Raw genomic sequence first — 21,140 nt, 5'->3', positions numbered from 1 at the left:
CGACGCCCTCGCCGCGCTGACGCCTGACCAGCGCGGCGCGCTGCAGGCCGCGGTGCCCGCGCTGCGCGCGCTCGGCGCTCCCCTGCGGGAGCGCCGCTCCCCGCCCGCGACTAGCCGGCGGGCTCGCCGAACCAGCGGGCCAGGTGTTCATCGAGGTCGCGCTGGTCGTCGCCGAGCCAGGCCACGTGGCCGTCAGGACGGAGCAGCACACCCGGTACGTCCACCGCCGCGCCGGGATCGGTGAGCTGATCGACGCGGTCCGACCAGCCGCCTGCGGTGAGGCGTCCCGTACGGTCGAGCAGCAGGCCGCGCCCACCGCGCAGCAGGTCGTACAGGCGGCACCGCGTCAGCCCGACGTCGGGCATGCGACGGCCGAGCAGGTCGGGACCCGCGCCGAAGTCGTAGCGGACGGCGATCGCGGTGATCTTCTCGATGAGGCGGCGGTTCACCTCGTCGATGTCCATCAGCTCGGCGAGCAGCCGCCGCACCGCGCGCGGCCCCGCCTCCGGGGACGCCAGGACGGCCTGGGCGCGGGTGTTGTCGAGGACGTCGGCGGCGACCGGGTGGCGTTCGGCGTGGTAGGTGTCGAGCAGCGTGTCCGGCGCCCAGCCGCGCACCTGCGCCGCCAGTTTCCAGCCGAGGTTGACCGCGTCCTGGATGCCGAGGTTGAGCCCCTGCCCGCCGAAGGGCGGATGGATGTGGGCCGCGTCCCCGGCCAGCAGCACCCGCCCGACCCGATAGCGCTCGGCCAGCCGGGTGGCGTCGCCGAAGCGGGACAGCCAGCGCGGAGAGTGCACGCCGAAGTCGGTGCCGGCGACGGCGCGCAGCCGCTGCCGGAAGTCGTCCAGCGTGGGCGGGCGCGAGCGGTCGGCCACGCCGCCCGCGGGGACGACGACGCTGTAGGTCCTGCCGCCGTTGAACGGCCTGATCCAGAACGGCCACTGGCGGGCGGCGACGGCGGAGGCCACGGCGGCGATCTCCTCCTGCGGCGCGCTCGCCTCCATCTCGCCCATGAGCGTGTCATTGCGCGCGGGCTCGCCGGGGAAGCCGACGCCGAGCCGCTTGCGCACCGTGCTGCGGGCGCCGTCGCAGCCGATGAGGTAGCGGGCGCGCAGCCGCTCGCCGCCGGTCAGCTCGACGGTCACCCCCTCGGCGTCCTGCTCGAAGCCGGTCACCGCGCGGCCGGGAATGACCTGCGCGCCCAGCTCGGCGGCGCGCTCTTCGAGCAGGCGGTTGATGACCGGTTGCGGCATGCCCAGGACGTACGCGTACGGGGTGTCGAGGCCCTCGGGCGCGGGCTTGGGGATGGCGGCGAAGAAGCCCGCCGCAGGACGCCGCCTGCCGTGCGGGAGCAGGCGGTCGAGCAGCCCGCGCATCGCCATCAGCTCCAGGCTGCGGATGTGCAGGCCGACGATGCGGACCATCGGCCCAGGCTCGCTCTCGCGCTCGGCGACGAGGACCCGTACGCCGTGCAGCCGCAGCTCGGCGGCCAGCATGGCGCCCGTGGGCCCGCAACCGGCGATGACCACGTCGTACGGCGGATCGGCGGGTTCGGCGTGCGAGGGCTCGACGGACTTCGGAGAAGAGTGCATTTTCGGTGCCTTTCGACGGGAGTGCCGGGGTGGGGCGCTCCCGGCGGCACCTACGTCGCTCGCCTGACCGTGGCGCGAGGGCGGAGCGCCCACTTCGCTACAGCGTTCATGGGTCTGTCACCTCCTCGGGCCGTGTCACGGTCGCCGGTACGGTACAAGCCCGGCGACCGCCCGGTCCACCGCTTTTCCCCGGCGGCTTGACCTTGACGCGGCGTCAACGTCTTAACTGGGCACATGCGGATCGGAGAGCTGGCCGCGCTGCTCGGGGTGTCCACCCGTACCGTGCGCCATTACCACCACCAGGGCGTCCTGCCGGAGCCGCCGCGCCTGGCCAACGGCTACCGCGAGTACGGCATGCGCGACGCCATCGCCCTGGCCCGCGTACGCCGGCTGGTGGGGCTGGGGCTCAGCCTCGACGAGATCCGCGACGTCATGGCCGAGGAGCGCTCCAGGGAGCTGCCCGAGATCCTCGCCGAGATCGACGCCGACCTGGCCGCGCAGGAACGCGACATCCGCCTGCGGCGGGCCAGGCTCGCCGAGGTGCTGAGCCGGGTCGAGGACGGCACGCTCAGCCCCGACGACACCGCATCGCCCGACCTGGTGTCGTTCCTCAAGGCCATCGACGTGCCGGCCTCGCCGTCGGCGGCCTGGGACCGCGACCTGCTCATGCTCGTCGACAGCGTCTCACGCGCGCCGGACGGGCGGCGGACGTTCGCCGCGCTCGACGCGCTGACCGCCGACCCCGAGCTGGCGGCGCGCGGGCACGACTTCTACCGCAGGCTCGACGAGCTGGCCGGCGCCGATCCCGACGACCCGCGGGTGGCGCCGATGGCCGAGGAGCTGGCCGCGTTCAGTCTGGAGCACGTGCTGGCCGACCACGCGGTGGACGGCTGGAGGGCCGAAGCGGTCGAGCCGTTCCTGGACGGCCTGGCCCCGGCCCAGGCCGAAGTGGTCCGCCGCGCGATCCGCCTCATCGGCGCCCGCCTGCCCCGCTGACGCCGGCCGAGGGCGCGGGACTCCTCCCGCGCCGGACGTGACGCTCGCCGAAGGGGGCGAGGGAGAGCACCACCGGCAGCGCCGGCCGTCGAGCTAGCCGCCGAGCGCGTTCAGCCGGGCGAGGTCGGCGCCGGAGAGCCGCAGCTCGCCCGCCGCCACGTTCTCGGCCAGGTGGCCGAGGTCGCCGGTGCCGGGGATGGCGAGCACGTTGTGGCCCTGGGCGAGCGTCCAGGCCAGGCGGACCTGCGCGGGTGAGGCGCCGTGGGCGCGGGCGATCTCCTCCACCGCCCCGTGCTCGCCGGTCACCGCTCCCGACTCGCGGCCGGTCCCGGCGATCGCGAAGAACGGCACGTACGCGATGCCCTGCTCGCCGCAGGCGCGCAGCAGCTCACGCTCCTCGGCCGGAGAGCCGATGCCGAACGCGTTCTGCACGCACACCACCGGCGCGATCGCCTGCGCCTCGGCGAGCTGCGCGGCCGTGACGTTGGAGACGCCCAGGTGCCGGATGAGCCCGGCGTCGCGCAGCTCGGCCAGCGCGCCGAAGTGCTCGGCGATGGAGCCGTTCCGCCTGCTGCCGGGCACGCGCAGGTTCACCACGTCGAGCCGGTCGCGGCCGAGCGTCCGCAGGTTCTGCTCCACCTGCTCGCGCAGCTGCGCGGGCTTGGCCCACCACCAGTCGCCGGTCACGCGGCTGCGGCCCGGCCAGACCTTGGTGGCGATGACCAGGTCGTCGGGGTACGGGGCCAGCGCCCGCGCGATCAGGTCGTTGGCCGCCAGGTCGCCGGTGAAGTAGAAGGCCGCGGTGTCGATGTGGTTCACGCCGAGCTCGATCGCCCGCCGGAGCACGGCGATGGCCTGCTTGGGGTCGCGCTTGTCGGAGCCGAAGGCGACCCGCCCGGGCAGGCGCATCGCGCCGAAGCCGATGCGGTTGACGGTCAGGTCGCCGAGCCGCCACGTGCCCGCACTCGCCGCAGAAGTCATGTCGATCCTCATCACATGTCAGTCGAACGCCCATTTTCGGGCACGAAAAAAGCCTCCTCGGCAGCGGACGGATATCCGGCCGAGAAGGCTCACGCGTTCACGATCATCATATCAGCTCCCCCGGCGGTGGTGTTCCCGCGCTGTCCATGCCACACTCACTGTTATAGAACTCTGAGAAGAGTTATAGAACGAGAGAGGGAGGCCGGCATGTACGACGTGCTGCCTTGGACAGACCCAGCCCCGCCGGGCGCGACGATGGCCGAGCCCCGCGACCTGGGCAGATTCGGCGCCTACGGCGGCAGATACGCACCCGAATCCCTGGTGGAGGCCTGCCACCAGGTGGGCGAGGCGTTCCGCGCCGCCTGGACCGACCCCGGCTTCCGCGGGGCCCTGGCGGACCTGCTGGCCGTGCACGCGGGCCGGCCCACCCCGCTCACCCCGGCCGCCCGCCTGTCGGAGGAGCTGGGCGTGCGGCTCTACCTCAAGCGCGAGGACCTCACCCACACCGGCTCCCACAAGATCAACAACGTGCTGGGGCAGGCCCTGCTCGCCAAGCGCATGGGCAAGGCCAGGCTGATCGCCGAAACCGGCGCGGGCCAGCACGGCGTGGCCACCGCGACCGCCGCCGCGCTGCTCGGGCTGCAGGCCACGGTGTTCATGGGCGCACGCGACATCGAACGCCAGGAGCTGAACGTCTTCCGCATGCGCGTCCTGGGCGCCGACGTGGTGCCGGTGAGCACCGGCAGCCGGACGCTCAAGGACGCCACCAGCGAGGCCATGCGCCACTGGGTGAGCACCACCGGAGACTCCCACTACTGCATCGGCTCGGTCGTCGGGCCCGACCCGTACCCGTGGATGGTCAGGGAACTGCAGCGGGTCATCGGCGACGAGGCCCGCGCCCAGTGCGCCGCCGCGCTGCCCGCCGGAGTGCCCGACCACGTGGTGGCCTGCGTCGGCGGCGGCTCCAACGCGGCGGGCACGTTCGCCGGGTTCGCCGACACCTCCGCCCGGCTGGTCGGCGTCGAGGCCGAGGGCGGGGCGGGAGCCGCCAGAGGCCGGCTCGGCGTGCTGCACGGGGCCCGCTCGCTGTTCCTCCAGGACGGCGACGGGCAGATCGTCGAGGCGCACTCCATCGCCGCCGGGCTCGACTATCCCGGCGTCGGCCCCGAGCACGCCCACCTGCGCGACCTGGGTCGGGCCCGCTACGTCACGGTGACCGACGAGGAGGCGGTCGCCGCCGCCGTACGGCTGGCCCGCACCGAGGGCATCCTGCTGGCGCTGGAGTCCGCGCACGCCCTCGCCTGGATCATCCGCGCGGCGGGCGACGGCGAGCTGCGGGCCGGATCGACGGTGCTGATGACGCTGTCCGGCCGCGGCGACAAGGACATGGCGACGTTGAAGGAGCTGCTGTGAACGACTCGGTCCTGACCATGGGCGCGGTCGAGCGCCACCTGCGGGCCCGCCGCGACGCCGGGCGCGGCCTGCTCATGCCGTACGTCACCGCCGGCATCACCCCCGGCTGGACCGGCTACCTGCACGCGTTCGCCGCCGCGGGAGCCGACGCCATCGAGGTCGGCCTGCCGTTCTCCGACCCCACGCTCGACGGCCCCACCATCCAGCAGGCGAGCCAGGAGGCCCTCAGCAGGGGCGCGAGCACCCGCGGCATCCTCGCCGACCTGTCCGCGCTGCCGGACCTGGGCGTGCCGCTGATCGCGAGCACCTACTACAACCTCGTGCTGCACGACGGCCCCGAGGCGTTCTGCGCCGCGCTGCGCCGGGCGGGCGTCACCGGGCTCATCGTGCCCGACCTGCCGGTGCACGAGGCGGACGAGCTGATGGAGGCGGCGGCCGCGTACGACGTCGAACCCGCCCTGCTGGCCTCGCCCACGACACCGGACGCCCGGCTGGCGGAGATCGGCGCCCGCAGCCGCGGGTTCGTCTACGCGGTCTCGGTCATGGGCATCACCGGCGAGCGGGCCGCGCTCGCCGGGTCGGCGGCACGGCTCGCCGCCCGCCTCAAGAACGTCACCGACCTGCCGGTCTTGCTAGGATTCGGCATCTCCACCCCGGATCAGGCCCGCGAAGCCCGCCGGCACGCCGACGGCGTGGTGGTCGGCGCGGCCGTCATGCGGCGCGTGCTCGACGGGGCGGCACCGGACGACCTGCGGGCCTTCGTCACGACCCTGCGGCAGGCCCTCGACCAGGAGTGTGACCCACCACGATGACCGCCGACGCCGGGCACGAGGCGAGATACCGCGCCATCGCCGCCGACCTCGCCGCGAAGATCCGGTCCGGCCACTACGCCCCCGGCGAGGCACTGCCGCCGCAGCGCGAGCTGAGCGCCTCCTACGGGGTCACGCTCATGACGCTGCGCCAGGCGCTGCGGCAGCTCAGCGACGAACGGCTGATCGTGCAGCGGCCCGGCAAGGGCACGTTCGTCTCGCCGCCGCACCTGGCGTACCAGCTCGACTCGCTGCGCAGCCTGGCCGACGACCTGCGCACGCAGGGCCACGATGTGCGGACCGTGGTGGTCGGCCGGGCCGTGCGCCGTGCGCCCGCCCGCGTCGCCGCCGAGCTGCGGCTGCCGCCCGGCGAGAGCGCGCTGCGCCTTGAGCGGGTGCGCGAGTTCGCCGGGCGTCCGGCCGTCCACCAGGTCTCGTGGGTACGCCGCCCGGTGGGCGACCGCATCCGCGACCGCGACTTCACCGAGGTCTCGCTCTACACCGCGCTCGCCGACGCCGGGGTGGCGGTCGCCCGCGCGTCCGAGGTGGTGCGGCCCGGCCTGCTCGACGGCGCCGCCGCCCGCCGCCTGCGCGAGCCGGAGGGCAGCCCGGTGCTGCTCAGCACCCGCGTCACCCACACGCTCGACGGCACGCCCGTGGTGTCCGACCACGCCACGATCCTGGGCAGCATGATGGAGATCCGTACCGAACGCGCCGCCACCGGCCTCTCCCTCACCTGGCGCGCCACCTCCTGACCCGATCACCCGGGGGCGTGTCCATGCGGGCGTGATCCGCATCTCGCGCGGCCGCCGGCCCTCCGGCGTCCTCGTGGCGGTGAAGCGCTGTCGCAGGGGCGAAGGGGGCGCCCCGCCGGCGCGCGCAGCTCGCCTCAGCGGGGCGAGTGCACGGTCACGTCGCCGGCGAAGACGGTGCCCGCGTGCTGCCGGCGCTTCTCGTCGAGCAGGAGCGCGAAGCGGGCGAGCAGGAGCGCGAAGCGGGCGAGCAGGCCGGCGATCGTCAGGCCGACTGACGCAACCCGTTATGATCAGCGCCATGAGCGGCGGAGCCGAAGCGACCGACACGCTGCACTCCGGCGGGACGAAGACGCCGGAGCGGCTGCGCCGACGGGTCCTCGGCGACCTCCACGACGAGCTGCTCGCCCTGCCGGCCGCCGCGGAGCGCGACCAGTTCGTGGACCTGCTCACCCGCCTGCTGGACCACCACACCCGGCGGGCACCGCATCTCGACGCCGCGCGCCGGCGGTGAGGAGGTTCGCATGCCCGTGACGCGCCGCCGCAGATTCTGGTGGATCGCGGGTGCGGCGGTCGCGGTGGTGCTCGCCGCGGCCGTGGCGGTGACCGCGATCGCCTTCCCGTCCGTCGCGGCCACCACATGTCCGGGCTGTTACGGCCTGGAACGGATCGCGCCCGGCGTCTACGCCGAGCCGGGTCTGGCCCCGGCCGAGCGACGGCGCGTGACCGAGGCCGTCGCGCAGGCGAACGAGCGGGTTCGCGCCTTCTTCGGCGGCCGGGTGACCGCCCCCGACGTCCTGGTGTGCCTGACCGATGGCTGTTACCGCAGGATCGGCGGCGGCGGTGAACGCGGCATCGCCGTGCTCAACCGGTCGGTCATGCTGTCCCCGCGCGGCGTCGATCCGGTGATCGCCTCACACGAGCTGACCCATGTGGAGCTGCACGCCCGCCTCGACGGCGCCGGCGTCCCGCAGTGGTTCGACGAGGGCCTGGCGGTCCTGGTCAGCGACGATCCCCGCTACCTCGCCCCGGCCGGGGACCGCTGCCTGCGCGCGCCCCGCGGGGCTCTGCCGGACACGCTCGACGGCTGGCTGCGCGCGGCGTCGGCCGATCCTCAGACGTACGCCGACGCCGCCTGCCAGGTGCACCGGTGGGTGACGGCCAACGGCGGCGAGAAGGCCGTCGCCGGCCTCATCGAACGGCTGGCGTCAGGTCAGCCCTTCCCCAGCACGCGCTGAACGCGAGCCACCGGCCCACCGGCGGCCCGAGATACCGCGTGCTGAACGCGAGCCACCGGCTCACCGGTCCTCCGAGGCGCCACGCGCTGAAACGGGCCACCGGCCCACCGGCGGCCCGAGGCGCCACGTGCCCCCAGCCTCCTCAGGCCCCACAGAGGCCCGGCTGACTACACCTCGTCCCTTGTTCGATTGCCAGAATATGTAGACCGGTCTATTTTTTGAGGCATGGGACGTAAGGGCGCGGAGACGCGCGCACGACTGCTCGACACCGCCCAGGAGCTGATCGAGGCCGGCGGCTACTTCGGCGCCGGGCTCAACCAGGTGATCGCAGCCAGCGGCATGCCCAGAGGCTCGCTCTACTTCCACTTCCCCGGTGGCAAGGACGAGCTGATCGCCGAGGCGCTGCGACGCGCCGGACGGGAGATCGCGGACGCGGCGCACCAGCTCGCCACCACGGCACCTGACACGACGGCCCTGGTCACGGGCCTGATCACGATGCTCGGAGACCGCCTTGAGTCGTCCGGGTGGCGCAAGGGCTGCCCGGTCGCCACCGTCGCGCTGGAGCTGGCCGCCACCCACGACGTGCTTCAGCAGGTGTGCGCCGAGGTCTACGACTCCTGGGAGCGCATCCTGTCCGACCGGCTCGCCGCCGACGGGCACCCCGACCCCGAGGGCGCCGCCACGACCGTGCTCGCCCTGATCGAGGGCGCGCTGCTGCTCGCCAGAGCGCGGCGCGACCGCCGGTCGCTCGACACCGTGGCCCGCCGGGCCGCGGTCCTGCTCACCGCCTCTTGAGGAGCCCGCTCATGTCATCAGACTCCCCCGACTCCATCGTCTTCGGCGCCGCCGGGTTCATCGGGCGTGCCGTGGTGGCCGAGCTGCTGCGCCGCGGCAACCGGGTGGCCGCCGCCGTACGCGGGAACCCCGACAGGCTCACCCCCTGGCTGGACGGCGAGGGCGTGCCGCTCGGCGGGCTCAGCGTCGTACGCGCCGACATCACCACGTCCGGCCTCGGCCTGCCGCCCACCGGCCTGGACGGCGTGCGCGACGTCTACAACTGCGCGGCCCGCTTCGCGTTCGGGCTGAGCGTGGAGGAGGCGCGGGCGGCCAACGTGACCGGTGCGCTCAACGTCCTCGACTGGGCCGCCGAACGGGCAGGCCTGCGGCGGGTCGTGCACATCAGCGGCTACCGCGTCAGCCCGGGACCCGGGGGCGAGCAGCCCGACTACCGGCGCGAGGGCGCGTACGAGGCGTCGAAGAAGGAGGGCGACACGGCGATCAGGGCCCGCGCCGCCGAACGCGGCATCCCGCTCACCATCGCCAACCCCTCCACCGCCATCGGGCCCGGCCAGTTCCTCGGGCTGGCGTCGATGGTGTCGGACCTGTGGCACGGCCGCCTTCCCGCCGTGCCCGGGGGTCGTGAGGTGTTCGTGCCGGTCGTGGACGTGCGCTACCTGGCGGCGTTCATGACCCGGCTGCCCGAGCATGAGGAGACCGCGGGCCGGGCGTACTGGATCCTCGACGACCGCACGCCCGTCCTGCCGGACCTGATCGCGCTGCTGGCCCGGCACATGGGCGTGCGCGCGCCCCGGCACTCGATCCCGGTCGGGCTGCTGCGGCGGCTGCCCCGGGCGCTGATCGGCGTGGATCCCGAGACGCTGTCGTTCCTGTCGCCCGACCGTTACGACACGGGGCCCGCGCGGGCGTTCGCCGAGCGGGCCGGGCTCAGCCCGCCGCCCATCGAGGACGCGCTGACGAGCTGGGCCGACGACCTGGTGGCCGCCCGCTTCGGCGCCGCGCCCGCCCCCAGCGGCCCGTACGGCTACCAGGACGTGGCGGGCGTACGCACCTGGGTGATCGGCGAGCGGGAGCACCCCGGCTACGTGCTGCTGCACGGCCTGCCTCTGGATGCCGGCTCCTGGCGGCAGGTCACCGACCGCCTCGGCGCCCCGGCCCTGGCCGCCGACCTGCCGGGCCAGGGCCGATCGGGCCCTCCGGCGGAGGAGCCTCTCCCGCCGGAGGAGACGCTGGATGTGTGGATGAGCGGGCTGCTCCGGCCGGTGCGGAGGCGTCCTGTGCTGGTCGCGCACTCGTTCGCCTGCGGCCCCGCGCTGCGTTACGCCGCCGCGCATCCCCACGCGATCTCCCGGCTGGTGCTGGTGGCACCGGCGTTCCTGCAGCGGCCCGGCCCCCGGCTGTCGCGGTCGTGGGCGGCGGTGCCGCTGCTGCGCCGCCTGCCGAGGGCCCGCCTGGCGGCGATGCTGGGCGTGCCCGAGGGCGACCTGGCCGACCTGGCACGCCCCGGCCGCGCCCGCAACGTGGTGGCCGCCCTGCGCGCGGGCCACTCCCAGCGCGACGAGCTGCGCCGCCTCCTCGAGCGGGTCGAGGTGCCCGTGGAGATCGTGGTGGGCTCGGACGACCCGCTGGCCGTCGCGGTGGACGTTCCCGTGACCACGATCGACGGCGCCGGCCACTACCCGCAGCTCACCCACCCCGCCACGCTCGCCGCTCGCCTCGAAGGCGAGCTCTCGCCCCGCACCGGCGTCGTGACGCGGCAGGCGAGCTGGAAGCTCACCAGGTGACGGGCAGCTCGTGCATGCCGTAGACGGCGGCCTCCTCCTTGAACGACAGCTGCTCGGCGGGCACGGCCAGCTTCAGCGTCGGGACCTTATGGAACAGCGTGGCGAAGAAGATCTCCAGCTCCGCCCGCGCGAGGTTCTGGCCCAGGCACTGATGGGCGCCGTAGCCGAAGGCGAGGTGGTTGCGGGCGCCGCGCTCGATGTCGAAGCGCTCGGGGTCCTCGAACACCTCGGGGTCGCGGTCACCGGCGTTGGCCAGCATGAGCACACCCGACCCGGCCGGGATGACGGTGCCGCCCACCTCGACGTCCTCGAGCGCCACCCGCGCCATCGCGAACTCGGCGATGGTGAAGTAACGCAGCAGCTCCTCCACGGCCCACTCGGCCTTCTCGGGGTGCTCGCGCAGCGCCTGCGCCGCCTCGGGGTGCTCGGTGAGCATCAGGTACGTGCCCAGCGAGATCATGTTGGCGGTGGTCTCGTGGCCGCCGATGAGCAGCAGGAACGCCGTGCTGAGCAGCGCCCCGCGATCCACCTGGCCGCTTTCGCGCTGCTTGACGATCTGGCGGCCGAGCAGGTCGTCGGTGGGCTGCTCCTCCTTGGCGGCGATCAGCTTGTCGAGGTAGCCGACCAACGACAGCACCGCGTGCCAGGCGCTCCTGCTCGGTGGCGCGCCGGTTGAGCAGCTGCGCGGAGTTGGCCTGGAAGAAGTCGTGGTCCTCGTACGGCACGCCGAGCAGCTCGCAGATCACCAGCGACGGCACCGGCAGCGCGACGGCCTCGACCAGGTCGGCCGGGCGCGGGCCGGCCAGCATGGCGTCGAGGTGCTCGTCCACGATCTGCTGGATGCGCGGCCGCAGGGCGGCGATGCGCCGCAGCGTGAACTCGCCGACCACCGCCCGCCGGACGGGCCCGTGCTCGGGCGGGTCCATCTCCAGCATCATCTTCGGCAGCGGGGACGTGGCGGGCTGATCGACCTGGTCCTTGACCAGGCGCGGCGCGGCGGGGTGACGGCGGTTCGCGCTGAAGCGCGGATCGCTCAGCACCTTCTTGATGTCCTCATAGCGCGTGGTCACCCACGCCTCGCGGCCGGTCGGCAGCTTGACCTTGGTGACGGGCCGCTCGCGCAGGAGCCGCAGGTGCTGCTCGGGCGGGGCGAACGGGCAACCGCGGGTGGTCACCAGCGTCTCAGCGGAGTCGGTGGTCAAGGCTCTCCCTTCGAAGATGGACGCGCACGGCGTTCACGACCTGGGCAGCAACGTGTCGACGACCTCGCGCAGCGGCCCCGCCAGCTCCTCGTCCCCGGCCGTGGCCAGCGGCCGCAGCTCGGTGGACACGCGCAGCGTGGCCACCCCGACCGCCAGCGCCAGCACGAGCTGGGCGCGCAGCATGAGCGCCTCGCCCTGCGGGTCCTCGGGCCGCCACCCGGCCACGGAGGCCAGGTCCTCGCTGGCGGATCTGAGCAGCCCGACGCGCATCCGCTCGGCGTTCTCGTCGCCGGACGTGCGCAGCAGGAGCAGCAGCACGTCGGTGATCCGGTCCTCGCCGGTCGCGGTGATGATGTGCCGGATGGCGTCGGAGAGCGGGGCGTTCCCTGCGACGCGCCGCAGCTCTTCCACGGCGGCGGCCAGGCACGCCTCGAACAGCCCTTCCTTCGACTGGAAGTAGCGGTTGACGAGGGCGACGTTGACGCCGACGTCGTCGGTGATGTCGCGGACGGTCGTGGCGGCGTAGCCGTCGTGGGCGAAGCGTTTGAGTGCCGCGTCGAGCAGCCGCTGCCGGGTCCTCGCCGCGTCGCGCCTGCGGACGGCTTCGGCGCCGCTTGCGGTCATCGATGTCCCTTCCGGTTGACGACCGCAGGATAGTCATGATCGGCAAGGGATGTAAATAGCCGTTGACTTACGTCCTGGCGTAGTCGGGGCCGAGCACGTCGAGCAGCGCCAGGGCTTCGGCGTCGCGGGAGCCCGGGCGCGCGCTGTAGAGCACGAGCCGCTGGTCGCGGTCGGTGAGGCGAAGTCCTCCATGAGCGCCGCGGCGAGATGGTTCCAGGCGAGCACCTCGAAGGCCGCCGACAGCACGATCGCGGCCGTCTGCGGCAGCCGCTCCAGCAGCGCGAGGATGCTCGGCCGCACGTCGCGCCTGAGCACCGCGGCACGCGTCGGCGCGGTGCCCGCCAGGAGGTGGAGGTGGCGGCACTCGGTGTCGCTGAGCCGCAGCGCCGTGGCGATCCCGGCCAGGACCTCACCCGACGGGCGCGGCGCCCGGCCCTGCTCCAGCCGTACGTAGTACTCGGTGGAGATGTGCGCGAGCACCGCGACCTCCTCACGGCACAGGCCGGGCGTCCTGTTTCCGCACCTGCCGGCCTGCTCACGGGCAAGGTCACCACCGGCGCCAGCCGCGGCATCGGGGAGGCGGCCGCCCGGCTCTTCGCCCGTGAGGGCGCCGCCGTCGTGCTCGCCGCCCGCAGTGTTGACAGCCTTGACCGGATCGTGGCCGAGATCCGGGAGGAGGGCGGCGTCGCGGACGCCGTACGCGTCGATCTGGGCGACAGCGAGAGCATCCGCGCCGCCGTCGGCCGCGTTGAGGAGTTGCACGGGAGGCTGGACGGCGCGTTCAACGACGGCGCGGCGATGCCGCAGCCGGGACCGCTCGACGTCACCAGCGATGAGGACATCGACCGGCAGTTCGCGGTGAACTTCCGCGGTCACTGGACGGCCATGACCGCCGAGGCCGCGCTCATGCGCAAGAGCGGCGGCGGCGCGATCGTCAACACCTCCAGCATCGGCAGCCGCCGCGCCAACCCGGCGCTGCCCGCGTACGGGGCGATGAAGCGGGCGCTCAACAGCATCACCGAGACCGCGGCGGTGAGCTGGGCGGCCGACGGCATCCGGGTGAACGGCATCACCCCCGGCGGCACCGCCACGAAGATGATGGACGAGTGGGAGGCGATTTCGCCCGGTGTCCAGAAGCGGGCGACCGCGATGACCCCGCTCGGCCGGATGGCCGAGCCACGCGAGGTCGCCGAGGTGGCGGCGTGGCTGCTCAGCGACCGCGCCTCGATGGTGACCGGCGCGATCGTGCCGGTGGACGGCGGCGCCGGCGCGCTGACCCCGGCCGCCGGTTTCACCTGCCTTCGCCGTGCCCCCAGTGTCGTGCGCGCCTCGGCCTGGTCGACCTTCAGCGGGTGAGCCGCCTTTTCGGCGAGAGCTCCGCGCGCGCCGATCCGCGGGCGGAGCCAGAGGAGGCGGCTTCGCAGGGTCAGAGGAGGCGGCGCTGGAGGACGTCCGCGAGCACCAGGCTGACCATGGACTCGACCGCCTCGGTGTCCGGCGGCCCGGCCGCGCGGTCGGCGAACAGCATGTGACCGGTGCCGACCAGCGTCAGCGCGAGCGTCGCGGCGTCGGTGTCGGCCGCCAGGCGGCCCAGCTCCACCTCGTCGGTGAGGTAGGCGCGCACCATGTCGATGCCCTCGGCGAGCAGCGGGATGCCCGACGGGGTGGTGGAGCGCAGCCGGGCGCGCAGCTCGTCGCGGAAGATGACCAGGCCGACGATCGCCACGGTGACCGGGTCGAACAGGTCGAACAGCGCGCGGGTGACATTGCCCGCGACGGTGCCGGTGCCCGCCACGGCGGTGAGCGAGCTGGCCTGGGTGTCGAGGCGGACGATGCGGTCGCGTATCAGCTCGGCGACGAACGCGTCGAAGTCGGCGAAGTGCCGGTGCAGCACGCCCTTGGCGACCCCCGCCTCCGCCGTGACCGCCCTGCTGGTCAGGCCCTCGGGCCCGGCCCGCAGCAGCACGCGCTCGGCCGCCGCGAAAAGCTGCGCGCGGACGTCGCGGATGGCGGTGCCGGTCGGCATCGTACGTCCCCCTCTCGAACGCTCGATGTGACGCAGCGGCTCAGAGGCCGGCCACGAAGTCCAGCGCGATCGCCCAGGCGCGCTCGGCCGCCTCGGCGTCGTAGTCGGGCAGGTCGGGGTCGGTGAACAGGTGGCCGGCGCCCGCGTAGCGGAACACCTCGACGTCGGCCCTGGCCCGGCGCATCTGGATGTACCAGTGGTTGAGCCAGTCGGCGGGCTCGTTGGTGTCGGGGTCGGCGACGTGGAGCTGCACGGGCAGGTCGTCGGCCGACACGCCCTCGGCCATGTCGGAGGTGCCGTGCATGAGCAGCAGGCCACGCGCGCGCTCGTCGCCCAGCGCGAGGTTCTGTGCCAGCGCCGCGCCGAGCGAGAAGCCCGCGTAGATCAGGCCGTCCTCCGACAGCGGGGCCGCGGCGGACACGGCCCGCTTGAGCAGCTCGTCGCGGCCGATCTCCTCCTTGATCGCGATGCCCTCCTCGGCCGTGTCGACCACCCGGCCGTCGTACAGATCGGGCACGTGCACCTCGTGTCCGGCCGCCCGGAACCTGTCGGCGGCCTGGTGGACGGCGGGCCGCAGCCCGTACATCGAGTGCAAGAGGAGAATCCGTGCCATGCGCGCAGCTTAGCGCCCCTGAGGGGCGGCTCATTCTGACGGCGGCGCGGCGGCGCGCAGCCGGTGGTCGAGCGCGGCGCCCACGGTGGGACAGTTGCGGCGAATCGTGTCCAGGAACGCGGTCAGCACCGGCGACGTATCGCGCGCGGCGAACGACAGCACCAGATCGGGCAGCGGCGTACGCGGGACGACCTCGCAGAACCACGTGCCCTGGCGCGGCGCGGCGAGCATCCGTGACGGGCCCAGCCCGACGCCGACTCCCGAGGCGGCCAGGCCGACGATGGTATGCACGTCTCGTGCGACGGTCGCGCCCGCCAGCGCCGGTGAGTCCCTGCCCAGCAGCGCGCGCAGTCCGGCGCTCACGGCGGGCTCGTCCTCGCTCGCCGCGACGATGAGCCGCTGCCGCCGCAGCTGCTCCACGCGCACCTCCGGGCGGCCGGCCAGCGGGTGGGCGGTGCTCACCACCGCCACCAGGTAATCGTGCCCGATCGGCACCGACACCAGGCGCTCGGCCCCCGCGCCCCGGGGCGGGCCGAGGGTGATCGCGACGTCCAGCTCGCCCGCGATCAGCGCGGCGGAGCTGCGGCTGCTGGCCATCTCGTGCAGCTCAAGCCGTACGTCGGGACGCTCGCGCCCGAACCGGTGCAGCACGCCGGGCAGCGGGTCGAGCAGCGCCGAGGCGATGAACCCCAGCCGCAGCCTGCCCGTCTCACCGCGCGCGGCCCGGCCCGCGTCGGACACCGCCGCCGCCATCTCGTCGAGCGCCCGCCGCGCCCTGGCCAGGAACGCCTCGCCCGCCGCCGTCGGAAACACGCCCTGGCGGGTGCGCTCGAACAGCCGCGCCCCCACCTCGCGCTCCAGGTCGGCAATCTGCTTCGACAACGGCGGCTGCGCGATGCCGAGCGCGGCGGCGGCCCGGCCGAAGTGCTCGTGCTCGGCCAGGGCGAGCGCGTAGCGAAGGTGCCGTGCCTCCATATCGTCCTTTATACCTGCTGTGTATCGCCGAGCCGCCTGTCATATCTCGTGGTGGATGCTCATGCGGTCGCTGCATGGGATGGGCGGCATGAACGACACCGTCTTCGTCCTCGTACACGGCGCCTGGCACCACTCCGGGCACTGGGCGGCCACCCAGCGGGCCCTTGCCGGGCTCGGTGCCGCCTCCGTGGCCGTCGATCTGCCCGGCCACGGGCTCGACGCGCCCCTGCCCACCGGCTACCTGCGTCCCGGCCAGCCCGGTCTGGCGTCGGAGAAGTCCGCGCTGGCCGCCGTGACCATGGACGAGTGCGCTCAGGCCGTCATCGGCGTGCTGCGCCGGGTCCGTCACTACCGCCAGGTCGTGCTCGTCGCGCACAGCGCGGGCGGCGGCCCCGCCTCTCTGGCCGCCGAGCAGGCACCCGAGCTGGTGGACCGGCTGGCGTACCTGAGCGCGTTCGTCCCTGCCGGGCGGCCCAGGTTCTTCGACTACCTCGCCGCACCCGAGAACGCCACCGCCCTCGGCCAGGGTCTCTTCCTCGGCGACGCCGACGCGATCGGCGCCGTACGGATCAACCCGCTCTCCCCCGACCCCGCCTACGCCGAGGAGCTGCGGCGGGCCTACTACCACGACATCCGGGAGGACGCCTTCGACCGCTGGCGCATCTCACTCACTCCTGACCTGCCGATGGCCGTCCCCGCCACGCCCGTCGTCCTGAGCCGGGAACGCTGGGGGCGCATCCCCCGGACCTATCTGCGCTGCGCCGACGACCGAGCGCTGACTCCCGCCGTGCAGGACCTGATGATCGCCGAGACCGACGCGGCCTTCACCGACCGGCCGTTCACCGTGCGCAGCCTGCCGGGCGGGCACAGCCCGTTCGCCGCACGGCCCGCCGAGCTGGCGGCGGCGCTGATCCCGTGACCGGCACTCACGTCACAGGCGGGCGCGCGGTGCTGCCGGTGGTGCTCAGCGCGACCTTCGTCCAGCTCCTGAACGTCACCGTCGCGCAGGTCGCCGCGCCGTCCATCCAGGCCGGGCTCGGCATGGGGCCCGGCGCGGTGCGGCTCGTCCTCGCCGGGTACACGCTGACGTACGCCTGCCTGCTCATCACGGCCGCCAGGCTCGGCGACCGGTACGGCTACCGCCGGCTGTTCGCCATCGGCACCGCGATCTTCCTCATGGGGTCGCTGGCCTGCGCCGCCGCGCCAGGTCCCGCCTGGCTGGTCGCGGCGCGGCTGGTGCAGGGCGCGGGCAGCGGCCTGGTCGCGCCACAGGTCCTGTCGATCATCCAGGTCGCCGTGCCGGAGCGGGGCCGCGCCCGCGCCATGGGCCTGTACGGGGCCACCATGGGCATCGCGTCACTGGCCGGGCCGCTGGCCGGCGGGCTGCTGGCGGGGTTCGGCTGGCGGCCGGTCTTCCTGGTCACCGTGCCGGTGGCGCTGATCTCGCTCGCGGGCGCCGCGCTGCTTCCCGCCGCGCGCGGGACGGGCTCGCAGCGGGTGGACGTCACCGGCGCGGTGCTGGTCACCGCCGGGTTCGGGGCGCTGCTGCTGCCGCTCACGCTGGGCCGCGAGGTGGGCAGACCCTGGTGGACGTGGGCCGGTCTGGCCGCTTCCGTGGTGCTGCTCGCCGCCTTCGCGCTGACGCTGCGGCGGCCGGATGCGCTGATCCACCCGTCCGTGCTGCGCGACCGCACCGCGCGGTGGGGGGTGACGCTGGTGTTCGTGTTCAACGCGGGCGTGCCGTCGTTCACGTACCTGCTGATGCTGCACCTGCAGACCGCGCTCGGCCGGTCGCCCCTCGCCGCCGCGCTGATCTCGGCGCCGTTCGCGGCGGCGGCCATCGCGGGCAGCCGCGCCGCGCCCGCGCTGTCGGCCCGCCACGGGCCGCGCGTGCTCACCGCAGCCGCGCTCGCGCTGGCCGTTACCGTGGTGACGCTCCCGCCTTTGCTGAACGGGCCGTGGGCGACGGCGCCGCTCGCCGTCGGAGGCGGGGCGTTCGGGGTGTTCACGGCGTCGGTGTTCGCGCTGGTGCCGGCCGGGGTCGGCCGGGACGCGGCCGGGTCGGTGTCAGGGCTGCTGCCGACCGCGCAGCAGCTCGGCGGGACCATCGGGGTGGCTCTGGGCGGTCTGGCGTACGCCGCCGCCCCCGGAGGGTCGTTCTGGTACGCGATGACGTACGAGGGCGCGGTCTTCGCCGTCACCGCGCTCATCAGCCTCCGGCCAGGCTCACCCGGGACGGCGGAGGGTGCGGCGCACGGCCAGCCCTCCGACGGCCACCGACGCGAGCGTCAGGATCGCCGCCTCCGTCCACTGGAAACGCCAGAACCGGGACGGCGGATGGTAGTACACCGCGTACCGGTAGCCCTTACCGAACAGGCACGCCTGCCAGGCCTCGGCGTTCCTGCTGCTCTGCCCGGTGTCCATGCGGCGCGGGCAGCCGCTGCCCGCCGGGTCGGCCACCTCACCGCCCGACGGCTCCACCCAGGCGGCGCGCACCAGCCTGGCGTCCTGATCGGGCAGCACCACGGTGCCGGTCAGCTCGGCGCGTACCGGCTCGGCATAGTGGTCGCTCAGCCGGAACAGCGCGAACATCGTCACCGCCACCCCGGCCACGACCACCGCCATCGCGGGCAGCGTGCGGCGGAACAGCGCCCCGGCCGCCACGCCGAGCGCGCACGCGTACAGCCACCACGCCGCAGGCAGCACGCCGACCATGTTGAACACGCCGATGTTGCCGAACGCGGAGTCGGTCCTGAACACCGGCCGCCATAGGCTCACCATGAGCGAGAGCAGCAGCCCGCCCGCCACGACCGCGCCGCCCAAGATCGACAGCTTCACCGCCAGCCACCTGCCCACGGACACCGACTGGGTCCAGGCCAGCCGGTGGGTGCCGCGCTCGTACTCGCGGCCGAGCAGCGGCGCGCCCCAGAACGCGCCGATCAGCGCGGGAGCCACCAGCGGCAGCCAGCCGAACACCGAGTAGACCGCCTCATAGCGCTGCCCGAGCGCCGCCGCCACGTCACCGCAGGTCACAGCGGTTCCCGGGCAGCCGGGCGGGGCGTGCTCGGCCACGTACGCGTTCGCCTCCAGCGCCGAGACGAGCAGCAGCACGCCCAGCAGCGCCAGGAGGCCCGCCGTCACGAGGATCTGCGCCCGGTGCTGGCGCCACGTCACCCAGATCACGCGCGCACCTCCGCGAGGCCGGGCAGCGCCCCCGACTCGGGGCTGCGCAGGTAGCCCGTGACGAGCTCGTCCAGCCCGGGACGGCGCGCCTGCCAGCGCGGGTCGAGCGGCGGCCCGCCCCTGACCAGCATGGTCACCTGCCTGCCGGTACGGCTCACGCTCACCGCGTCCGCTCCGGCGGGCGACGCCTGCTCCGGCCCGGTGAGCACGTGATGCCCGTCCAGCAGCTCCTCGATGTCGCCGCTGACCTGCAGCCGGCCCTCGTTCAGCAGGATCAGCCAGTCGCAGGTCTCCTCCAGGTCGGAGACGACGTGCGAGGACAGCAGCACGGTCAGCTCACGCCCGGCCACCTCCGCCATGATCGAGCGCATCACGTCGTGGCGGGCGAGCGGGTCGAGGTTGGCCAGCGGCTCGTCCAGCACGAGCAGGTCGGGACAGGCGGCCACGGCCAGCGTCACGGCCACCTGCGCCTGCTGGCCGCCCGACAGCCTGCCCACCTTGCGGTCCAGCGGGATGCCCAATCCGGCGAGCCGCCGTCTTGCCGCGCCGTCATCCCAGCGGCGGTTCAGACGGCGGCCGAAGGCGAGCATCTCGGCGACGGTGAACCCGTCGTACAGCGGCTTGTCCTGGGCCACGAACGCCACCTCGCCGGCCACGCGCACGCTGCCCGTCTCCGGCCGCAGCAGGCCGACGGCCGCATGCATCAGCGTGGTCTTGCCCGCGCCGTTGGGGCCCACGAGCGCCGCCACGCGCCCCGCGGGCACGGACAGCGAGCAGTCGCGCAGCGCCCACGTACGGCGGTAGCGCACGCCCAGCCCGGTCACCTCCAGCGCCGGTTTCATGCCACGTCCTCCTTGGCGGTGTCTTCTTCGGCGGTGTCTTCTTCGGCGGTGTCTTCCTTGGCGGTGCCGGCCAGCACTGCGGCGAACAGCGCCCGCAGGTCCTCCTGGTCGAGCCCCGCCGCGCGGGCCTCGCGCACCCACGCCTCCAGGGAACGCCGCAGCCGCGTGTGATCGGCGAGCGTCGGACCCGCGACGCCCTCCCGGACGAACGTCCCCATCCCCGGCCGTCCCTCGACCAGCCCCTCGCGCTCCAGCTCCCGGTACGCCTTGAGCACGGTGTTGGGGTTGATGGCCAGCCGCTCGACGACCTCGCGCGCGGTCGGCAACTGGTCGCCGGGCCGCAATGTGCCCAGGCGGAGCGCCTGCTTCACCTGGTGGACGAGCTGCAGGTAGGTCGAGACGCCTGAGCCGCGATCCAGGTTGAACTCGATCACACCAAAACACCCTTTCACTATTTGATTAGTGAAAGGGTGGTGGAGTGCTGATCGCTTGTCGACCCGCGCCGGCGCCCGCCTTTCAGACGGCGGAGGGTGCGGAGGGGCCGTCCAGCGGAAGGCGGGGCGCTCTCAGGAGGCGGAGGCGTCGAGATCGGTGCCGGAGACCGTGAGCACGCCGTCGATGTCGGCCAGCGTGCTCGCCAGGTCGCTGATCTGCCCGGGACCCTGCACCACCATCCAGATGGACACGCCGCGCTGCTCCCCGCCGCCGCGCTCGCGGTCCACGGTCAGCTCCGCGATCACGAACCCCTTGTCCGTGCACGTCTGCAGCACCCGCCGCAGCACGCCCCGCCCGTCGAGATAGGTCAGCCGCAGGGGCGTCTGCGCGTACTTCGAGCGGGGCAGCCGGCCGGTCAACGGCGGGAACGCGAACACCACCAGGAAGTGCCCGACGGTCACGGCGATCGCCGGCAACCACAGCCCGGCCCCGGCCGCCATGCCGACCGCGCAGGTCAGCCACACCACGGCGGCGGTCGTCAGCCCGCGCACCGCGTCCCGGCGGACGAAAATGAGACCGCCGCCGATGAACCCGATCCCCGAGACGATCTGCGCGGCCACCCGCGACGGGTCGAGGGCGACGTCACCGCCGAGCACGTCCGCGAAGCCGTACTTGGAGACCAGGACGATCAGCGCGGAGGCGAAACCGACCAGCGTGTGCGTGCGCAGCCCGGCGCTCTTCTGCCGGATCTCGCGCTCCAGCCCGATCGCGGCGGACAGCAGTAAAGCCAGCCCGAGATCCCCGAGCTGTGCCCATCCCTGACCACTGAACGCACCGACCGCGAACGTTCCTTGCATTCCATGGCCTCTCCCCCACC

24 protein-coding genes and 1 pseudogene are annotated in these 21,140 nt (G+C 73.9%); 12 read left to right on the top strand and 13 right to left on the bottom strand.

The features are described 5' to 3' along the window. Positions 1–110 precede the first annotated feature (110 nt). Entirely contained in the window at positions 111–1,592 is a 1,482-nt protein-coding gene (locus tag WBK31_RS15500) for an FAD-dependent monooxygenase (protein ID WP_406675090.1), read from the bottom strand. Positions 1,593–1,826: 234 nt separating this feature from the next. On the opposite strand from WBK31_RS15500, the gene WBK31_RS15495 reads away from it, so the two are divergent. After that, complete coding sequence (locus WBK31_RS15495) at positions 1,827–2,588, top strand: MerR family transcriptional regulator (RefSeq protein WP_364051204.1); 762 nt, start codon at positions 1,827–1,829, stop codon at positions 2,586–2,588. A 93-nt stretch (positions 2,589–2,681) separates the two neighbouring features. On the opposite strand, the gene WBK31_RS15490 is transcribed toward WBK31_RS15495, so the two are convergent. Next, entirely contained in the window at positions 2,682–3,569 is an 888-nt protein-coding gene (locus tag WBK31_RS15490) for an oxidoreductase (protein ID WP_406675089.1), read from the bottom strand. 207 nt (positions 3,570–3,776) lie between these two features. On the opposite strand from WBK31_RS15490, the gene trpB reads away from it, so the two are divergent. The 7 genes from trpB (at position 3,777) to WBK31_RS15455 (ending at position 10,363) form a co-directional block, all read left to right on the top strand. After that, positions 3,777–4,982 carry a tryptophan synthase subunit beta gene (gene trpB, locus WBK31_RS15485; protein WP_406675088.1) on the top strand — a complete coding sequence of 402 codons (1,206 nt, stop codon included), beginning with the start codon at positions 3,777–3,779 and terminating at the stop codon, positions 4,980–4,982. Next, complete coding sequence (gene trpA / locus WBK31_RS15480; RefSeq protein ID WP_364051198.1) at positions 4,979–5,794, top strand: tryptophan synthase subunit alpha; 816 nt, start codon at positions 4,979–4,981, stop codon at positions 5,792–5,794. Before trpB ends, trpA begins: the two co-directional genes overlap by 4 nt. Next, positions 5,791–6,546: a GntR family transcriptional regulator gene (locus WBK31_RS15475; RefSeq protein ID WP_364051195.1), complete on the top strand. Its 756-nt coding sequence runs from the start codon at positions 5,791–5,793 to the stop codon at positions 6,544–6,546. The genes trpA and WBK31_RS15475 overlap by 4 nt, the downstream gene beginning before the upstream one ends. 298 nt (positions 6,547–6,844) lie before the next feature. Beyond that, complete coding sequence (locus tag WBK31_RS15470; protein ID WP_364051192.1) at positions 6,845–7,057, top strand: hypothetical protein; 213 nt, start codon at positions 6,845–6,847, stop codon at positions 7,055–7,057. Between the two features lie 10 nt (positions 7,058–7,067). Then, positions 7,068–7,781, top strand: coding sequence for a hypothetical protein (locus WBK31_RS15465; protein ID WP_364051189.1), 714 nt, complete (start codon positions 7,068–7,070; stop codon positions 7,779–7,781). Between the two features lie 225 nt (positions 7,782–8,006). Further along, positions 8,007–8,576, top strand: coding sequence for a TetR/AcrR family transcriptional regulator (locus tag WBK31_RS15460; RefSeq protein ID WP_378788954.1), 570 nt, complete (start codon positions 8,007–8,009; stop codon positions 8,574–8,576). Positions 8,577–8,587: 11 nt separating this feature from the next. Then, on the top strand, positions 8,588–10,363 hold the full coding sequence (locus tag WBK31_RS15455; protein WP_406675087.1) for an alpha/beta fold hydrolase: 1,776 nt from the start codon (positions 8,588–8,590) through the stop codon (positions 10,361–10,363). Here the strand turns inward: WBK31_RS15455 and WBK31_RS15450 are convergent. Beyond that, the gene (locus WBK31_RS15450) at positions 10,353–11,000 is read right to left on the bottom strand and encodes a cytochrome P450 (RefSeq protein WP_378788957.1); all 648 of its coding nucleotides are present in this window, start codon (positions 10,998–11,000) and stop codon (positions 10,353–10,355) included. The genes WBK31_RS15455 and WBK31_RS15450 overlap by 11 nt on opposite strands. Before the next feature lie 53 nt (positions 11,001–11,053). Here WBK31_RS15450 and WBK31_RS15445 point away from each other — a divergent pair, with 53 nt between their 5' ends. Beyond that, positions 11,054–11,329: a hypothetical protein gene (locus WBK31_RS15445; protein WP_406675086.1), complete on the top strand. Its 276-nt coding sequence runs from the start codon at positions 11,054–11,056 to the stop codon at positions 11,327–11,329. Between the two features lie 269 nt (positions 11,330–11,598). On the opposite strand, the gene WBK31_RS15440 is transcribed toward WBK31_RS15445, so the two are convergent. Both WBK31_RS15440 and WBK31_RS15435 read right to left on the bottom strand, forming a co-directional pair. Further along, positions 11,599–12,189, bottom strand: a complete 591-nt coding sequence (locus WBK31_RS15440) for a TetR family transcriptional regulator (RefSeq protein WP_364051177.1) — start codon at positions 12,187–12,189, stop codon at positions 11,599–11,601. Positions 12,190–12,222: 33 nt separating this feature from the next. Then, the gene (locus WBK31_RS15435; protein ID WP_406675085.1) at positions 12,223–12,669 is read right to left on the bottom strand and encodes a hypothetical protein; all 447 of its coding nucleotides are present in this window, start codon (positions 12,667–12,669) and stop codon (positions 12,223–12,225) included. On the opposite strand from WBK31_RS15435, the gene WBK31_RS15430 reads away from it, so the two are divergent. After that, the gene (locus tag WBK31_RS15430; RefSeq protein WP_406675084.1) at positions 12,658–13,545 is read left to right on the top strand and encodes an SDR family NAD(P)-dependent oxidoreductase; all 888 of its coding nucleotides are present in this window, start codon (positions 12,658–12,660) and stop codon (positions 13,543–13,545) included. The two genes, WBK31_RS15435 and WBK31_RS15430, sit on opposite strands and share 12 nt — an antisense overlap. Positions 13,546–13,615: 70 nt before the next feature. On the opposite strand, the gene WBK31_RS15425 is transcribed toward WBK31_RS15430, so the two are convergent. The 3 genes from WBK31_RS15425 to WBK31_RS15415 are packed head-to-tail and all read right to left on the bottom strand — an operon-like array spanning position 13,616 to position 15,803. After that, positions 13,616–14,215 (bottom strand): helix-turn-helix domain-containing protein, encoded by a 600-nt coding sequence (locus WBK31_RS15425; RefSeq protein WP_364051168.1) that lies wholly within the window; start codon positions 14,213–14,215, stop codon positions 13,616–13,618. A gap of 40 nt (positions 14,216–14,255) precedes the next feature. Beyond that, positions 14,256–14,828: a dienelactone hydrolase family protein gene (locus WBK31_RS15420; RefSeq protein ID WP_364051165.1), complete on the bottom strand. Its 573-nt coding sequence runs from the start codon at positions 14,826–14,828 to the stop codon at positions 14,256–14,258. Positions 14,829–14,858: 30 nt separating this feature from the next. Beyond that, a complete protein-coding gene (locus WBK31_RS15415; protein WP_364051162.1) occupies positions 14,859–15,803 on the bottom strand; it encodes a LysR substrate-binding domain-containing protein in 945 nt (314 codons plus the stop codon). Between the two features lie 61 nt (positions 15,804–15,864). On the opposite strand from WBK31_RS15415, the gene WBK31_RS15410 reads away from it, so the two are divergent. Beyond that, complete coding sequence (locus tag WBK31_RS15410) at positions 15,865–16,722, top strand: alpha/beta fold hydrolase (RefSeq protein ID WP_364051159.1); 858 nt, start codon at positions 15,865–15,867, stop codon at positions 16,720–16,722. Positions 16,723–16,729: 7 nt separating this feature from the next. Here the strand turns inward: WBK31_RS15410 and WBK31_RS15405 are convergent, their stop codons facing one another. Continuing rightward, a complete protein-coding gene (locus WBK31_RS15405) occupies positions 16,730–16,912 on the bottom strand; it encodes a hypothetical protein (RefSeq protein WP_406675589.1) in 183 nt (60 codons plus the stop codon). On the opposite strand from WBK31_RS15405, the pseudogene WBK31_RS15400 reads away from it, so the two are divergent. Beyond that, positions 16,827–17,855, top strand: a pseudogene (locus tag WBK31_RS15400) (MFS transporter); the annotation flags it as partial. The gene WBK31_RS15405 and the pseudogene WBK31_RS15400 sit on opposite strands and share 86 nt — an antisense overlap. Before the next feature lie 174 nt (positions 17,856–18,029). On the opposite strand, the gene WBK31_RS15395 reads toward WBK31_RS15400, so the two are convergent. The 4 genes from WBK31_RS15395 to WBK31_RS15380 all read right to left on the bottom strand — a co-directional run bounded on the left by WBK31_RS15395 (position 18,030) and on the right by WBK31_RS15380 (position 21,120). Continuing rightward, complete coding sequence (locus WBK31_RS15395) at positions 18,030–18,986, bottom strand: hypothetical protein (protein WP_364051153.1); 957 nt, start codon at positions 18,984–18,986, stop codon at positions 18,030–18,032. Then, complete coding sequence (locus WBK31_RS15390) at positions 18,983–19,828, bottom strand: ABC transporter ATP-binding protein (RefSeq protein WP_406675083.1); 846 nt, start codon at positions 19,826–19,828, stop codon at positions 18,983–18,985. The genes WBK31_RS15395 and WBK31_RS15390 overlap by 4 nt, the downstream gene beginning before the upstream one ends. Continuing rightward, positions 19,825–20,262 (bottom strand): GntR family transcriptional regulator, encoded by a 438-nt coding sequence (locus WBK31_RS15385; protein ID WP_406675082.1) that lies wholly within the window; start codon positions 20,260–20,262, stop codon positions 19,825–19,827. The genes WBK31_RS15390 and WBK31_RS15385 overlap by 4 nt, the downstream gene beginning before the upstream one ends. A 132-nt stretch (positions 20,263–20,394) precedes the next feature. Beyond that, on the bottom strand, positions 20,395–21,120 hold the full coding sequence (locus WBK31_RS15380; RefSeq protein WP_364051144.1) for an MgtC/SapB family protein: 726 nt from the start codon (positions 21,118–21,120) through the stop codon (positions 20,395–20,397). Positions 21,121–21,140 lie beyond the last annotated feature (20 nt).

The sequence above is a fragment of the Nonomuraea sp. N2-4H genome, from assembly GCF_045291505.1.
GTDB classification, from domain to species: domain Bacteria; phylum Actinomycetota; class Actinomycetes; order Streptosporangiales; family Streptosporangiaceae; genus Nonomuraea; species Nonomuraea fastidiosa.
The sequence above is the reverse complement of the archived record's forward strand: the minus strand, read 5'-3'. Positions and strand labels throughout refer to the sequence as shown.

Coding starts and splice junctions, on each gene's coding strand:
- WBK31_RS15455 (WP_406675087.1), top strand. CDS start 8,588: ATGTCATCAGACTCCCCCGACTCCATCGTCTTCGGCGCCGCCGGGTTC.
- WBK31_RS15495 (WP_364051204.1), top strand. CDS start 1,827: ATGCGGATCGGAGAGCTGGCCGCGCTGCTCGGGGTGTCCACCCGTACC.
- WBK31_RS15490 (WP_406675089.1), bottom strand. CDS start 3,569: ATGACTTCTGCGGCGAGTGCGGGCACGTGGCGGCTCGGCGACCTGACC.
- WBK31_RS15425 (WP_364051168.1), bottom strand. CDS start 14,215: ATGCCGACCGGCACCGCCATCCGCGACGTCCGCGCGCAGCTTTTCGCG.
- WBK31_RS15465 (WP_364051189.1), top strand. CDS start 7,068: ATGCCCGTGACGCGCCGCCGCAGATTCTGGTGGATCGCGGGTGCGGCG.
- WBK31_RS15390 (WP_406675083.1), bottom strand. CDS start 19,828: ATGAAACCGGCGCTGGAGGTGACCGGGCTGGGCGTGCGCTACCGCCGT.
- WBK31_RS15500 (WP_406675090.1), bottom strand. CDS start 1,592: ATGCACTCTTCTCCGAAGTCCGTCGAGCCCTCGCACGCCGAACCCGCC.
- WBK31_RS15410 (WP_364051159.1), top strand. CDS start 15,865: ATGCGGTCGCTGCATGGGATGGGCGGCATGAACGACACCGTCTTCGTC.
- WBK31_RS15470 (WP_364051192.1), top strand. CDS start 6,845: ATGAGCGGCGGAGCCGAAGCGACCGACACGCTGCACTCCGGCGGGACG.
- WBK31_RS15440 (WP_364051177.1), bottom strand. CDS start 12,189: ATGACCGCAAGCGGCGCCGAAGCCGTCCGCAGGCGCGACGCGGCGAGG.
- trpB (WP_406675088.1), top strand. CDS start 3,777: ATGTACGACGTGCTGCCTTGGACAGACCCAGCCCCGCCGGGCGCGACG.
- WBK31_RS15420 (WP_364051165.1), bottom strand. CDS start 14,828: ATGGCACGGATTCTCCTCTTGCACTCGATGTACGGGCTGCGGCCCGCC.
- WBK31_RS15415 (WP_364051162.1), bottom strand. CDS start 15,803: ATGGAGGCACGGCACCTTCGCTACGCGCTCGCCCTGGCCGAGCACGAG.
- WBK31_RS15380 (WP_364051144.1), bottom strand. CDS start 21,120: ATGCAAGGAACGTTCGCGGTCGGTGCGTTCAGTGGTCAGGGATGGGCA.
- WBK31_RS15460 (WP_378788954.1), top strand. CDS start 8,007: ATGGGACGTAAGGGCGCGGAGACGCGCGCACGACTGCTCGACACCGCC.
- WBK31_RS15475 (WP_364051195.1), top strand. CDS start 5,791: ATGACCGCCGACGCCGGGCACGAGGCGAGATACCGCGCCATCGCCGCC.